This window comes from Fibrella aquatilis, from assembly GCF_017353255.1.
Classification (GTDB): domain Bacteria; phylum Bacteroidota; class Bacteroidia; order Cytophagales; family Spirosomataceae; genus Fibrella; species Fibrella aquatilis.
In genome coordinates, this window is the sequence record NZ_JAFMYU010000010.1 from 194,252 (window position 1) to 209,580 (window position 15,329).

Below are 15,329 nucleotides of genomic sequence, written 5' to 3' on the forward strand. Positions count from 1 at the left end.
CTATTTCAGCACGTTCCACGACAGCAGCCCCCAGCGGGTGAGGCGGTAGAGGAGCGACACTTTCAATACGCCGAGGCCATAGATAGCGCTGCGTTTGAAATTGATAGACGACGCCTCGTCGAAGTATTTGGTGGGGCAGGTGACCTCGGCAATCTCGAAGCCTTTGTAGAAAATCTGCGCGATCATCTCGTTATCAAAGATGAAATCATCGTCGTTGTGGGTGAAGTCGAGCGCCTGTAGCACCTCGCCCGAAAACGCCCGGTAGCCCGTGTGGTATTCCGATAGTTTCTGATTCATCAGAATATTCTGCGTCAGGGTCAGAAACCGGTTGGCCACATATTTGTATAACGGCATGCCGCCCTTGAGCGCCCCTTTGCCCAAAATTCGCGACGCAAACACCACGGGGTAAAGCTCATTGCCAATGATCGAGATCATGGCCGTCAGCAGCAACGGCGTATACTGGTAGTCGGGGTGAAGCATGATCACGATGTCGCCGCCCAGTTCGAGGGCTTTGGCGTAACACGTTTTCTGATTGCCACCGTAGCCTTTGTTCACGTCGTGCCGAATGACATGGTTGATGCCCAATGACCTGGCCACGTCGACGGTATTGTCGGGGCTGTGGTCATCGACCAGAATTACTTCGTCAACCAGGTCGAAGGGGATTTCGCGGTAGGTACGTTCGAGCGTGAGAGCGGCGCGGTAGGCAGGCATTACCACCACCACTTTTTTACCATTATACATAAATACAAAGCTAGAGGTTAGCGCCACTCATTTGCAAATAGCGGCCGCTATGAGTTAAAAATGACTAACCCTTGCGGCTGATTATGAATACGATAGCCTACACAAAGCAAATGCGTTGCCGCTAGTCTACCGGTCATTTTGTATCCTTGCACACAAAAAATCTGCCAAAAATGGGTCAATTAGTGTCGGTAACCGCCAAACAGACCACAAACTGGCTCCTGCTGCTTGGCTATACCACGGCGCTAACCCTGCTTCTCTGGCAGCACGAGATGTGGCGTGACGAGCTACACACCTGGACCCTGGTTACCCACGCCACCTCGCTGGCTAACCTGCTCCACGCCATCCGGTACGAGGGCCACCCCACGCTCTGGTACCTGCTGTTGTGGGTAGTGGCCCACCTGTCCGACAGCCCGGTGCTGCTTCAGCTTACCCACGGTTGCCTGGCCGTGTTGACGGTCTCGCTGGTCATTTTCTATAGCCCCTTTTCAACGATAGAGAAGGCGCTGCTGCTGTTTGGCTATTACCTGTTGTATGAATATGGTGTCATTAGCCGCAATTATCAGTTGGGTGTGCTGCTGGCGTTTGGTGTAGTCATTGGCTGGCCACGGGCGGGGCAACGGCCCTTGCTGCTGGCCCTGGGCATAGCGCTGCTGGCTCAAACAAGTTTCTTTGGCCTGCTGCTGGGGCTGGGCCTCAGCGCCGGATTGCTGGTCGAACATGGCCGGGCGGGCAGGCTCTTTACGCCCCAGGTGTTAGTTGGTTTGGGGCTGATAGCCGTGGGCTTTGTGGTGTCCGTATTATCTATTCAAACACCCGAAGATCAGTCGTTCAACATGGGTTGGTATGGCCAATGGAACCCGGAAAAGGCGTTGTCGGCCCTCCGCACGGTGTTTAAAGGCTATTATCCGGTGCCCCGTTTCCGGCTGAGTTTCTGGAACACCGACTGGTCGTCGGACACGGGCATGGCTTTGGCCTACGGGGCTGGTCTGCTGGCCTTGGTTACCCTGGCGCTGGTGGGCTGGTACTTCCGGCGTTCGGCGGTGAGCCTGGCCATTGTGGGGGTGCCAACACTTTGTATGCTGCTGTTTGCGTACGTCCGGTTTGGGGGCAACATGCGCCACAACGGCCACTATATGCTGGCCCTGCTGCTTAGCTACTGGGTATACAAACAGGCTAATCACACCACTCACCGCCCCATGTGGGTGCTGCGTGGTCTACTATTGGTGCAGGCGCTGGTGGGTCTGTTCGCCGCCTATGCCGACGGCCGGTATATGTTTTCGGGGGCAAGGGCTGCGGCGCAGTTTATCGAGCGTACTTATCCGGCCAATACCCTGGTGGTGGGTAACTACAACTACCTCATGACCCCTATTGCCGGGTACCTGCGCCGCGACGTGTATAACCTGGCCAACCAGGCTATGGGGTCCTACGTGATCTGGAACCAGGCCAACTGGAAAGGCAGCGCCGAAACACTCAATTACTCCGACTCGCTGCTGTTTGCCCGATTTGCCCACCTGCACGCTCAACGACTTGGCAGCGTATTGGTGCTGGCGCGCTCACCACTCACCCACCGGTTCGACAAAATAGGTGAGCGCTATATGGTGGCAACGCCCACCGGTATGGCGTCGTTTCGTTGTGTGGGGGCCTTTGCACCCGCCATCGTATTAGACGAGAACTACTTCGTTTACGCGGCAGAACCGGCTCTACCCCACCCACCAACGCGCTGATTTGGCCCCGGTGTCAACTTTTCCGGGCATCAGCCGTTTCTTTGTTATCAGGATACACACTTTATGTTCACCAGCGAAACCTTGTTTTTTAGCGGCTTTGCCGTTTTTGTACTCTTCGTGATGTCGCTCGACCTGGGCGTTTTCTCGTCGAAAAAAGCCCGCCAAAGCCACGTTGTCTCGTTTAAAGAAGCCGCTTTCTGGAGTGCTGTCTGGGTGGCTTTGTCGCTGGTGTTCTATGTGTTTTTGCAGCAGTACGGCTACCTCGTCCACGGCATTACCGACATGGCTAAACTCCAGGCCGTACGCGACAAGTACGCCGACCACGTCGATTTCACCGCTGGGAATTTCGCCGGAAACCTGGCCATTTTCCAGAAAAATATGTCGCTCGAATACATCACCGGCTACCTGGTGGAGTACTCCCTTTCGGCCGACAATATTTTTGTATTCATCCTGATTTTCAACTCGTTCGGTGTTCGCGAGCGGTATTATAAGAAGATTCTGGTGTGGGGTATTCTGGGGGCTATTGTGCTGCGGTTTATCTTCATTTTCGTTGGGTCGGCGCTGCTGCAACGCTTCGACTGGGTCATTTATATCTTCGGCGCGTTTCTGGTCTACACGGGCGTAAACCTGTTTTTTCAGAAGGAAGAAGACGAGCAAATCGACACCGACAAACACCCCGTGGTGCGGTTTGTGTCGAAGTACATGAACGTCTACCAGCGCAACGTAACCGACAATTTCTTCATCCGCCGCAAGAGCGACCGCAAGCTCTTTATCACGCCCATTTTTATTGTGGTGCTGGTAGTGGCCGTCACCGACCTCATCTTCGCCGTCGACTCGATCCCGGCCATTTTCTCGATCACCAAAGACCCCTACATCGTCTTCTTCTCGAACGTGTTTGCCATTATGGGCCTGCGGTCGATGTTCTTCTTCCTGTCGAGTATTATGGGGCAGTTCCGGTTCCTGAAAACGGGTCTGGCGGTGCTGCTCACGTTCATCGGCGTGAAAATGCTGCTCGAGCACCAACTCGAAGGCTGGGGTTTCAAACCCGTCTATTCGCTCTATGTAATCCTGGGTATTCTGGGCACCAGTATCCTGGCATCATACCTGATTCCAGCGAAGGAGGAAGTAGAGAAATAAGTGCTGTTTCCAGGGTATATAGTCCAGTGAGGGCGAATCAGGCTAATTCCTAACAGGAAATTAACAAACCTATTTTTGCCCGACAATGCCCCACGCCGTAGCTTTGTACGTTGCTGACGCACTGTATAAAGCGGCTGCGTTTTCTATCGCAATTAGCTGGCAATCAGCAGTTATCAATTGATAAACACTTCGTTATGGCCAGAAATTTTGTCTCTAACAAAGACGAGTCCGTCCGCCTTTTCACGAATCCTATCCTGCATATGTTCTCGCACGTACACTGGAGTACGCCCCTGATTTTCTGGGTGCCGGTGGTGTGCTACTCGCTATACAAAGGCTTTGCCAATGGGGCGTCGGTGCTGGCCACGGGTGGCTTATTTGTAGCAGCCATGGGGTTCTGGACGTTCGCCGAATACCTGCTGCACCGCTATATTTTTCATTACCATGCCACTACCGAATGGGGCAAGCGCATCAGCTTCCTCACCCACGGCGTTCACCACGACTACCCCAACGACTCGAAACGGCTGGTGATGCCCCCGCTGCTGGGCGCGCCTATTGCGGCGGTGTTTTATCTGGCCTTTTACTACACTCTGGGCAGCACGTACATGCACCCCTTCTTCGCGGGCTTCATCACGGGCTACCTCATCTACGACATGATGCACTACGCCCTGCACCACGCCAAGTTCACGAACCCGTTTTTTCAGGAAATGAAAACCCACCACATGGTGCATCACTACAACGACGCCGAATCGGGCTTCGGCGTGAGCAGCAAACTCTGGGACGTCGTTTTCCGCACCCTGTTCGTAGCGAAGCGTAGGGCGGTAGAACAGGAGGCGTAATACGCTTCCTACGGGCCTCGTCGTTAGCTTTACATATGCAATTGTCGCCCGCCGTTCTTCGTGCTTATCGCCGCCGCCTGACCAATTTAAGTAGCCGCAACCGGTCATTGTTGCTCAATAGCCTGCCCGTCGATCAGTTTGTGGACTTGCACGAGGCCGACTTCCGGCTCAACAAACCTTCCTTCGACCTGGTGGTGGGGCTGATTGCTCAGAAGAAACACATTCCCCTCTGCGCCGTGTCGGACCCGCGCGACGAACGGGCCAACATCCTCAGCAAACACCTGCGGCGACTGATGCGCACCGAACGGTTTATTGAGGAAGAGCGCGGCACCGAAGACCTCTACGTGGGCTGGCCGTTTGTGCGCGGACGCTTCAACGACGGCACGCCCGTGCATGGGCCACTGCTGTTTTTTCCCGTCCACCTCGCCACCGAAGGCAACGAATGGCGGCTGGAACGCCGGGGCGACGTGCCGGTGCAGTTTAACCAGTCGATGGGCCTGGCCTACAGCTTTTTCAACGGCATCAAACTCGCCGATGACTGGACCGACCCCGACTTTACGGACTTCGACAAAGACCCGCTCACGTTCCGAATGCAGCTCTACGACTGGCTGAAGAGCAGCCCGTATGAACTGAATTTCAACACCCAGAACTTCACCAACCTCCTCCAGCAGTTCGACAAACAGTCGGCCAAATCACTAACCGAACTAGAGGCGGTGGGCGAGCTAAAACTATTCCCAGAGGCTGTATTGGGCATTTTCCCCCAGGCTGGTTCGTTTCTGGTGCCGGATTATGATACCATATTGGGGGAGGAAAGGGAGGAGGGGGAAGAAAAGGAGGAAAGGGTTAGCGTAGATTCTCTTTCTTCCCCCTCCTCCCTTTCCTCCCTTTCCTCCTTTTCTTCCTCCCTCCTCCCCCTTCCCGTGGATGCGGCGCAGGAGCGGGCGGTGATGGCCGTGAAGGCGGGGCAGTCGGTGGTGGTGCAGGGGCCACCGGGCACGGGCAAGTCGCAGTTGATAGCCAACCTCATGGCCGATGCCGCCGCCGCAGGCAAGCGTGTGCTGCTGGTATGCCAGAAACGCGCCGCCCTCGACGTGGTATACAAGCGGCTGGCGGAGGTGGGCATGGCCCCGTTTGCCGCCCTGATCCACGATTTTCAGGACGACAGGAAGGCACTCTACGCCCAACTAAACGCCCAAATTGACGCCGTAGAGGGGTATCGACAGCAAAACAACGGGCTGGATGCCGTGGTCCTCGACCGGACGTTTACCCAGGAAAGCCGCCGCATCGACGCGCTCGTGACCGAGTTGCAGGCGTTTAAAGATGCCCTGTTCGATACCTCCGTTTGCGGGCTATCGGTCAAAGATCTGTATCTGAGCAGCAACCCTGCAGGGTCAGCCGCCTCCATGACCGACCTCTACCGGCAGTTCCGGTTCGACGAGGCCACGGATTTTCGCGACCGGCTGGGCTACTTTATTACCTACCGCAACCGCCTCGGCCCGAACCATCCGTTTGCCAGCCGGGTATCATTTGCGCAGTTTACGGGGCAGGACATTGCGGCCGTGCGGCAAACCATCGACGAGGCCGCGCAAACCATGCCCGCCCTGCTCGACCGGGCCGCGCTGCTGCTGGGGCAACGCCTCTCCTGGCCCGACCTCACGGAGCAATATGCCCCCCATCGCGCCGCGCTGGACGATATAGCGCAGACGCTGACGGCACCGAGCAATGCCCTCATCTGGCCGGTACTCACCCGCATGGGCACCGGCACCCTCCCCGACCCCACTGATACTTTCGCCGAAAAACGCACCGAACTAGCTCAGCTAGAAAGCGATGGCCTGCTGAAAACTGATGCCGATACCACTACGCTAACCGACCGGCTGGCGGCGGGCATCACGGCGCGGAAGTCGGTGTTTAAGTGGCTCTTCTATAGCGACAAACTGTTTCTGACCCAGTTGGCAACGGACAATGCCCTCGGCACGTCGCTGGACGATCTGCTGAAAATGAGCCAGTTGTGGAAAAACCGGCAGGCATGGCTCACACAGGCTACCGCCCTGATTGAGCAGTTTACGGGCAACCGCGCCGCCCCCGAACCCACCGTTATACTGGCGCAGTTGCAGACGCTGGAGACCGCCGTGGTGGGGGCGCATAGCCTCTACGACACCCTAGGCAATTTGTTTCTACCCCTTCAAAATCAACTAAAGCAGCCCCAAACCTTACCCGTTTTTACCCAACGGCTGACGCATGTCCGATTACTATATGACGACATAAACGACAAGCAAGAACGGTGGCAAAAACAGTTGACAGCCAGCCAATTAACTATATTATCCTCAAAGTCAGACTACCAGGCAACGCTGCAAACCGCCCTGCGGCAGGATGCCGACAACCTGATTGAACAAGACCGGCTGTGGGCGGCGTTCAGTACCAACGAACGCGCCGTGGCCGACCGCGTGCCTTCGGTGGCAGCGTTTGACAATGGCCTGCGGCTGGCCTGGATTGACCATTTGGAGAGCCTGTACCCGCAACTGCGAAGCGTATCGTCGTTGAAAATGGAGCAGGACGAAGCGGGTTTGCAGGATAGCATCCGCAACCGGCAGGTGCTCACGCGCGATATTCTGCTGCTCAAACTGCGCGAGCAAACCTACCGCGACTTGGTGCTGAACCGGCTCAGCAACGTGGTCAGCTTCCGCGATTTGAAACATCAGGTCACCAAAAAACGGAGCGTATGGCCGGTGCGTAAGCTGATGGAGGCGCACTTCGCCGAGGTGTTCCGGCTCATTCCGTGCTGGATGGCCTCGCCCGAATCGGTATCGGCCATTTTTCCGATGCAGCGCGACCTGTTCGACCTCGTTATTTTCGACGAGGCGTCGCAGTGTTTTGCCGAAAATGGGTTGCCCGCCATGCTCCGGGGGAAGCAGGTGGTGGTGACCGGCGACAGCAAGCAACTCCGCCCCAGCGACCTCTACCGCGCCCGGTTCAACGATGCCGAAACCGACCCCGACGATCTGCCCGAAGCAGCGTTAGAAGTGGAGTCGCTGCTGGATTTGGCGGCGCAATACCTGCCTCAGGTGCTCTTGACAGGCCATTACCGCAGCCGCAGCCTCGATCTAATCGACTTCTCGAACGAGCATTTTTACCACCACTCGCTCAGCCTCCTCCCCGATTTCGAGCAGGCCAACCACGGCGAACCAGGCATCCGCTACCGGCACGTATCGGGGCAATGGCAGGGCAACACGAATTTGGTTGAAGCCCAAGCGGTCGTGGATCTGGTAGCTGAACTTCAGACCGAACTGCCGGGCCGGAGCATCGGCGTAGTGACCGTTAATTTCCAGCAGCAACAATTGATTCAGGAATTGCTGGAGACCTCACCGCACGGGGTCCTTTTCGTGAAAAACATCGAGAACGTGCAGGGCGATGAGTGCGACGTGCTCTTGTTCTCAGTGGCCTATGCGCCTGACGAGAAAGGGCGTTTGTCGGCGCAGTTTGGCAGTCTGAACATGCCGGGTGGCGAAAACCGGCTCAACGTGGCCGTGACGCGGGCGCGGGAACGCATCTACCTCATAACCAGCATATTGCCTAATCAACTAGTGGTAGAAAACACGGCGAACCTGGGGCCTAAATTGCTGAAAGCCTATCTGCAATATGCCCTCGACGTGTCGCAGGGATGGTACCGGCCCACACCCGCGCCCAATGGCGACGTTATCCGGTCGGGGCAGTTACTGCGCGATCAGCTGGCTGCCGAACACCCCAACTGGCAACCCGAACTGCCCTTCGCCGATCTGACCATCCGCCACGACAATCAGTACACCGGCCTTGTTTTAACCGACGATGCGGCGTATTTTCAACAGTCTTCAAAAGAGGCGCACGCTTACCGCCCTGTTGCCCTCACCGAACGCCATTGGCCCTTCCAACGCCGCTGGAGCCGAAATTTTTGGAAAGAAAAGAAAGTTTAATGTACAATGACTTCGCGCTCAGATGCTATAGCGCGAAGCCATTGTACATTATTCATTGCGGTCCGCCGCGCGGTGCATTGTACATTATTCATTGTACATTAAACTATGTCAGCTTTCATCATCGTTATTTTCGGGTTTTGGTTTTACCCGCTGCTGGCTTATGTGGCCATCCGAGCTACCGCCGACCAGCCGGGTACGCGGCAACTTCTTTTATGGATATCGTTCATAGTCAGTGGATTAGCCATCATTGGACTCATTACGGGTATCACCACTACGCTATCGTTGCTCGACTGGTTTATGCTGGTGTCACTTTACTGGACCGTGTCGCTGCTGATCTGGATTTTGCGGACAGAGCGGGGTAAAAAGGGGCATTACCTGGCTGGTATTGCGCAACTGTCCATCTTCGGGGCGGGTTATGTCTTTAGCACGGCGGGGTTCACGGCACTGGGCTTCATGGTGGCTGCCCACGTACCTACCGATGTCCGCAACGTGGGCGACGGGCTGATCTATAAGGAAGTACCCTACGGCAATGCTGTGTCCGATTTTCGACTGAAACGGGTAGAGCTTACCCGCACGCCTTCGCTGTTGCCCGTGGTGGAATGGCCCATTGTTCGGAAAGAATATGACGCCTCCGACGAACTGATGGCCCCACCGTTTGGCATCTATTACAACCAGCAGCGCCAGCAGCTCTGCCTCTCGGCCAGCCACCTCTCCGAAGACACCCATCGCCTCGAAAGCTGGTCCGACACGCTGGATGTGGGGAAGTAGTGACAGTATGCAGTTCTACAGTATGCAGTATGCAGTGGCTTCGCGTTTACCTCACCCGTACGCGAAGCAACCTTAAACCTTAAACATTACACCTTGAACTCATTTCCACGCCTGCACCAAGGCGGGTAGCAAACGGGCATCGGTGGTGGTGACGTTGATGAGGGCGAAGCCGGGTTCGCCGCGTAGCATCCGGCTTCGCACGTCGAATTGCCCAATGCTGTGGTGGTAGCCGTTAGAGAACCACCAGGCCGTTTGCAGCGTCTGGTGGCCCTTTTTTAGTTCGCCTACGTAGATTGGTTGCCCCGACAACGATACCTCACGTACCCGCCGCAGGGTGTAGCCCCGCCCCTGCCAGCAAATGGCCGGGCTGTGTTCGGTGCTGTACCAGTTGGGCAGCGGTTTCACATAAATAAGCTCGCCGGGACGACTGTATTGCACAAAGCCGAAGCGGGTTGACCGTTGCGTATAGCCTTCCCGTGGCGTGACGGTGTAGGGGAGCCGAACAGGCCGCACAAAAGCTACGCAGGCCATAGCAACCAGCAGCAGGGCTGGCATCATTTTCCCTATACGGCTGACAGTGAATAGCTTATCAACTAAAGTTGGCTGCCAGGGTTGCCCTTTTCGGGCCATGAGCAGGCGGGCAACGGCCCAAAGCGGCAACCAGGCGTAGACCGCTACGCACAGCAGCCCAACGCCCTCGTGCATGAGTTGGTCCGGCCTCAGCGCAAACACCACCAGCAGCATAATGCGCAAGAGATTAGCCAGCAGGGTCAGGCCCAGTGCCAGGCCAGCATAGGCCAGTACCCAGGCCAATGGCAAGGCCCGCTGACGTTTACGTTCATAGGCCAGCAGCCAGAAAATAGCTACCAGCAGGGTCATGCCGGTCATGCGCAGGCCCAGACAGGCGGGGTCAACGGCCATCTCCTGCCCGTTCATTATCAGCACGTTACCCTCCGTTTTCACCGTCATACTCATGCCCCGCAAGATCTCCCCCGCCCAATGGCTCAGCGTGAGTCGGGCTGCAAACCCAAACACCGCTCCGACATACCGCAGCCCCGGCGTCAGCGTCAGCAGGGCCGTCAGCCGCCACAGCCACGCCCCCCGATTGGGTTGGCCCGGCCGCGCCGCCAACGCGCCCAGCGCCAGGGTTAGGAGCAAGAGAAGGTCAATGTTCATCGTTTCGCGTAAAACCAACCTACCAGCAGGGCAACCACTACCAGCATGGCCCATTCGTGGGGTTCGGGTACGGCACCGTCCTGTTTCAACGTGGCATTGTCGAGGCCGTTCTGGTCTTTTTTGATGTCGAAACGGTCGTAATCCTGCTGTGTTTCCAGCACCACCAAACTCGACACCGGCGACACCACATGCCCCTTTTGGGCCACCGCTGCCAGGGTGCTATCGTTGCGATAGGCCTTGTCGAAATACCGCCGACCAACGCGCTGCATAAGTTGGTTATACGTAAATAAACGCAGCAGATGATCGGGTGCCAGACTGGCTGTTTGCGGCTTATTACTGACCAATACTCTTTGATTATCAGCCTGTTGACCAGTATTTAGTTGCCGAATAACCATACCCGAATTGGGTAGCGACACTTCGTCGGGAGCTGCGGTATTGGTGGGAAACTGCTGCCGGGTTAGGTAGGTGTCCCGCAACTGAGTCAGGTTGGTAGTAACCATGTGCAACACCCCTAATTCGGTCAGCGTTTTCAGGTACGGCGGCAGGACTACGCCCAGGTTTACTGCGTTAATAGGTGCCAGCAAGCTAACCGATTTCTTGGCCAGTCGGTCGGCCATCAGGCTTCCGTTGAGGTCAGCCAACGTGGGACCATCGGCTCCTTTGGTAATGAGCAGGGCCGTAGCGGGGGAGTTAATCCGATCAATCGGGAACAGGCTGAACGGCTTTTTCACCAGTTCGGCAAATAGACTATCGCGGTTGGTGGGCGTTACCTTCAATAGTCCGTCATTAACTACCCAAAGCCGAATAGTATGCTGACTGTCAACCGTTTCGCAAATGGCGCTGAACTCATCGGCTGTCCAGGATTCGTTTACGTCGAGGTACAGGTCGGTGGGCCAGAACGGATGTATCGCAGAACGATACGCTCCTACCTGATACGCTTTACCATCCAGCCGAAAGGGTTCGGGCGAGAGCGGCGGGGGCGTAAATTCCAGCGACCAATCGGGCTGGTAATCGCGCTCCCGCGTCAGGGTCCGGTTCATCACCTCGCCCGATAAACCCCGCATCGTCAGGGCCGTCGGCTCCGTATCGAAGCTGAGGTTAACCGTCTCGGTTGCCTTGCTGGCATCGGGGCCTTCAAACCACGGATTCCGATAAACCAGTTGACTGTCAATTAATTGCAACGGCGACGTAATCCCGATCTTCACCTGCCGCACCTTGCCCGGCATTACCGGAAACACCCGCACCGTAACCCGGTTACCCTCCTGCCACGTCACCACCGACGGGTCGCGGCTTTCTACGCCCACGATGGTTTTGTAGGCTGAATCAGCTTTAGTCTGCGTGGTGAGGCGGGCTGGTGCCTCGCGCCCATCAATCCACAATGACAGGGCCGACACCGCCGAGCCTTCAGGCAAGTGGAACGTGTAGAGCACCTCGCGGTTGCCCCACTGCGCCGCGCTTTGCACCCAAAGCGTTTTTTCGGTGTAACCCAGCCGGTATTGCGGCCAGATTTTCACCTGCGTAGCCACCTGCGTGGTGGTCAGGTTGCGGCCACTCCACAGCTTGGTTTCGGTGCCGTAATGCTCCTTGCTGACCGTCCTGAGCAGTTTTGCTCCGCTCGGTCCATCCAGCACGGGCACGGGAAACAGGTTGTGGGCAATTACCACCAGCGGGTCGTGCAGGCGCACGTCGTCGAGAACGGTGAGGTCGCCGAAAGAGCGGGTCCAGGGGGTTGTGCCGTAGACGATGTTGGTTTTCAGAATCCGGTCGGTGACGGGGCCGGGGTGTAATTGTTGGGCCATCTGCACCCAGTCGGGCAGGTCGTTGGTTTGGCGTAGGGCGGCGGTTCGCTGCACCTGATTGAGCTTAGCTACGGTATGGTGCCAGTTTAATAGGAAGATCACGAGCAGGTTCAGCGGCACCAGCAGCCCCGCCACCACGGCATGGCGCAAATAGGGCCGTTGCCGGGCCGCCACCCACAACTGCCGCCCTACCACCCAAGCCATCAGGGCCGGAATAAACGTATGGATCGAAATACCCAGCACCAACAGGCCCGGAACACTGATGGGGTACAACTGCGCCACGTAAACAGCCTGATACACAACGAGTAACCATGTACCAGTCAGCCCGGCGTAGAGCAGTTGCTGCCCCCAGCGCGGCAGGATGTCGGCCCAGGTGTGGAGCACCATGAGTAGGCCACTACCCACAATAACCCAACTCAGCCATGGCACTGACTGCTCAAACACGGCCATCTGCCGGTTTAGGGCAAAGGCACTCAGCCACCACAATACCAGCGACACCCACACCGACGCCTGCTGCCGCCGGTCGTGCCTGACGTAATAGGCGTATCCGCCGTTGAAAAATATCACCGTACCAAAGACCAATGCCAGGGCGTAATGACCCATAAACCAGGTCATGGTATCCTGCCTGGCGGCGCCGTTTTGTGATAGCCAATCGTGCGACAGAAACAACAAACCCGACACAGTAAACAGGCTTACGCCCACCTCGTACTTTTCATCGCGAAACACAGATTTCCAACCTGTTACTATTGTCCCTGCATTTCCCGGCGTAGGGCTAAGCAGAAGTTCCTGCCGTGCCTCGTCTGCCAGCGTCTGGTAGTCAATTTCAGTTTCCATAAAGTACTTTGTATTTCAAAGTGAAAAGATAAAAAAATAGGCTATACAGTTTACCCTGCCCCCCGGATAAAGGCTTCCAGGGCGTTTAGGTGGTCGGTGAACGCTTGTTTGCCGGCATCGGTGGCGGAGTAATTAGTGTTGGGTTTACGACCAATGAATTGCTTCTGCACCAGCACGTAGCCCTGCTCTTCCAGCGCCCGCAGGTGGGTGGCGAGGTTACCGTCTGTCAGGGCCAGCAGTTCTTTCAATTCGTTAAAACTGACCGTGTCGTTCACCATCAGCACCGACATGATGCTGAGCCGCGCTTTGCTTTCAAACGCTTTGTTGAACCGGGACAGCAGATCGTTCATCATTGGGTTTGACGGTCATATTTGTACCACATGAGCGTGCCGTACAGGATGTGCAGCACCCCGAAGCCGATAGTCCACATCAGCAGGCCGTAGCCGGTCAGGAACAGGGCAATTAACCCCAGCGCAATTTCGCAGAGGCCCAGGTACTCCAGGTCGCGGTAGGTATACTGTTGCGCGTTGAGCAGGGTGAGGCCGTAGAAGGTGAGCATAGCCGGACACACCAGCCAGTTGAGCCGGTGATAGACCAGCCCCAGGCAGAAAATGCCCCCCACTACCAGCGGCACTATGAGCGCCCACATCAGCCGCCGCGAGGCCAGCGTCCAGACGGTGTGCCCCATGCGCCGGGCTTTGCGGGCGGTGAAAAACCAGGCCGCCAGCAACGACAAGACAAACACACAGACAGCATCGAGGGCCAGAAACTCGATCACCTCGCGCCGCGACAGCGGATTCAGCCGCTGGTACGTACCCGAATCGAAGAGCGTCAGCCAGCCCGTACGCAATTGCAGATAAGCCACCAGCCCACCCGCCAGCGCAATCAGCCCCGCCGACACGCCCGACAAGCCGCTGAGCGACAGGAACTTAGTAGACCGCTCCATCATGCCACGGATCTCGGTCAGGGTTTGTAGATGTTCGCGCGACATAGTTTTTTTAATGTACAATGAATAATGAACAATGTACAATGGAAGGTAGCTGATGCATAATGGCTAACAAACAGGGCAACCTGCTGTCGGAGTTAATCATTGTACATTGTTCATTATTCATTGTACATTAAAATCAACTTAGGTCCGAAGATAAGCAACCCGACTACTACGGCCGTGATGCCCAAGATAAGGACGGCGGCGGCGGAGAGGTCTTTGGCGGCTTTAATGAGCGGGTCATGTTGCGTGGTGACGCGGTTACAGAGCTTTTCGAGGGCGGTATTAAACCCCTCGGCGGCCCAGACCAGGCCAACCTGCGTGCAGATCAGCGCCCATTCTGTAGCCGAAAGCCCCAGCCAACTGCCCAGCGCCACCACTACCACGGCCACCAGCAAATGCACTTTGGCGTTGTTTTCATACCGAAACAGGTCGATGATGCCCTGCCCGGCGAACTGAAAACTACGCAGCACTTTTGGCAAATTAATCATGGGTACGTGGCCGACCGGGTGCTGACGCGGCTCTCGGTAAACAACCAGAACGCAACATACAGCACGGCCAGCCCAAAACCGTAGGTAAGGGTCACTTTCTGCGCTACCGGGTCGCCCAGGGCATCCCAGAGGGCACGGCTCAGCACAATGGGCTTGCTTACCAGGTGCCAGCTATTCCAGCGCCCAAACCGACCCAGAAAAATACCGAACCCCGCCAGCGCCTGACACGCCAGCACCAGTCCCCAGGCCGTGACGCCGTTGGTGAGGGTGTTGAGCAGCCGGTGCGCCAGCAGCGTACTGTAGAGGCCAGCCAGCAGGCCCGTGAGTGCACCCACAAAAATCAGCAGGGTATCGTAATAGATGTATGTGTTGTCGGTGTGGCGGAGGTGAAACAGGTCGGTGATGATGTAGGGCGCGTTAGGCATAAATAACAGCCATAGCGCTAACGCTGAATAGGTTACCAGTTTTAGTCGGTTGCCAGTGAGTAGTCCCGGCGCAGACCGCAGGTCGCGGAGAACAAGCATGATGCCCAGCGGAAACAGGGCCAGAAAGAGGTTCCAGGCACCCATGATGAGGTACCACCAAACGCCCGTAAACAGTCCGCGCCCCACGGCAAACAGGAGACAAACCGCCGTTAGCAAGGCGAGTGCCCGAAGGCCCTCTCCCTGCGACGACGGAACGGTGGGGGTAGACTGCCTTACCAAAAACTTAGTCGGATAAAGCATAGTGCTGAAAGTACTTTGAATTACAAAGTAACAAGAGCGGTAAGGACAGATGCAAGCGTTTGAGGGGATTTTTTTAAAATTAGTCTAAAGTTTAACGTCTAAGCGGGCCGCCGCTGCGGGTCTAAAGTTGGCTGACGCACCATTAAGCTTGCGTCAGCCAACTTTA

At 56.5% G+C, this 15,329-nt stretch carries 12 protein-coding genes; 5 read left to right on the plus strand and 7 right to left on the minus strand.

Annotated elements, in window-relative coordinates:
* Complete coding sequence (locus J2I48_RS14240) at positions 1–741, minus strand: glycosyltransferase family 2 protein (RefSeq protein WP_207336136.1); 741 nt, start codon at positions 739–741, stop codon at positions 1–3.
* A 170-nt stretch (positions 742–911) separates the two neighbouring features.
* Here J2I48_RS14240 and J2I48_RS14245 point away from each other — a divergent pair, with 170 nt between their 5' ends.
* The 5 genes from J2I48_RS14245 (at position 912) to J2I48_RS14265 (ending at position 9,153) form a co-directional block, all read left to right on the plus strand.
* Positions 912–2,465 (plus strand): hypothetical protein, encoded by a 1,554-nt coding sequence (locus J2I48_RS14245; protein WP_207336137.1) that lies wholly within the window; start codon positions 912–914, stop codon positions 2,463–2,465.
* Positions 2,466–2,528: 63 nt separating this feature from the next.
* Positions 2,529–3,602 carry a TerC/Alx family metal homeostasis membrane protein gene (locus tag J2I48_RS14250; protein WP_207336138.1) on the plus strand — a complete coding sequence of 358 codons (1,074 nt, stop codon included), beginning with the start codon at positions 2,529–2,531 and terminating at the stop codon, positions 3,600–3,602.
* Positions 3,603–3,796: 194 nt separating this feature from the next.
* Positions 3,797–4,438 (plus strand): sterol desaturase family protein, encoded by a 642-nt coding sequence (locus J2I48_RS14255; RefSeq protein ID WP_229376251.1) that lies wholly within the window; start codon positions 3,797–3,799, stop codon positions 4,436–4,438.
* A 35-nt stretch (positions 4,439–4,473) separates the two neighbouring features.
* On the plus strand, positions 4,474–8,385 hold the full coding sequence (locus J2I48_RS14260; protein ID WP_207336139.1) for an AAA domain-containing protein: 3,912 nt from the start codon (positions 4,474–4,476) through the stop codon (positions 8,383–8,385).
* A gap of 105 nt (positions 8,386–8,490) precedes the next feature.
* Complete coding sequence (locus J2I48_RS14265; RefSeq protein ID WP_207336140.1) at positions 8,491–9,153, plus strand: hypothetical protein; 663 nt, start codon at positions 8,491–8,493, stop codon at positions 9,151–9,153.
* Positions 9,154–9,252: 99 nt separating this feature from the next.
* Here the strand turns inward: J2I48_RS14265 and xrtN are convergent, their stop codons facing one another.
* The 6 genes from xrtN to J2I48_RS14295 form a co-directional block, all read right to left on the minus strand.
* Entirely contained in the window at positions 9,253–10,329 is a 1,077-nt protein-coding gene (xrtN, locus tag J2I48_RS14270; protein ID WP_207336141.1) for an exosortase N, read from the minus strand.
* Positions 10,326–12,962, minus strand: a complete 2,637-nt coding sequence (locus J2I48_RS14275; protein WP_207336142.1) for an XrtN-dependent VIT domain-containing protein — start codon at positions 12,960–12,962, stop codon at positions 10,326–10,328. The genes xrtN and J2I48_RS14275 overlap by 4 nt, the downstream gene beginning before the upstream one ends.
* 50 nt (positions 12,963–13,012) lie before the next feature.
* A complete protein-coding gene (locus J2I48_RS14280) occupies positions 13,013–13,315 on the minus strand; it encodes a winged helix-turn-helix domain-containing protein (protein ID WP_207336143.1) in 303 nt (100 codons plus the stop codon).
* Positions 13,312–13,953 carry a hypothetical protein gene (locus J2I48_RS14285; protein WP_207336144.1) on the minus strand — a complete coding sequence of 214 codons (642 nt, stop codon included), beginning with the start codon at positions 13,951–13,953 and terminating at the stop codon, positions 13,312–13,314. Before J2I48_RS14285 ends, J2I48_RS14280 begins: the two co-directional genes overlap by 4 nt.
* A gap of 113 nt (positions 13,954–14,066) precedes the next feature.
* A complete protein-coding gene (locus J2I48_RS14290; protein ID WP_207336145.1) occupies positions 14,067–14,438 on the minus strand; it encodes a diacylglycerol kinase family protein in 372 nt (123 codons plus the stop codon).
* Positions 14,435–15,163: a DUF1361 domain-containing protein gene (locus J2I48_RS14295; RefSeq protein WP_207336146.1), complete on the minus strand. Its 729-nt coding sequence runs from the start codon at positions 15,161–15,163 to the stop codon at positions 14,435–14,437. The genes J2I48_RS14290 and J2I48_RS14295 overlap by 4 nt, the downstream gene beginning before the upstream one ends.
* Positions 15,164–15,329: the final 166 nt, after the last annotated feature.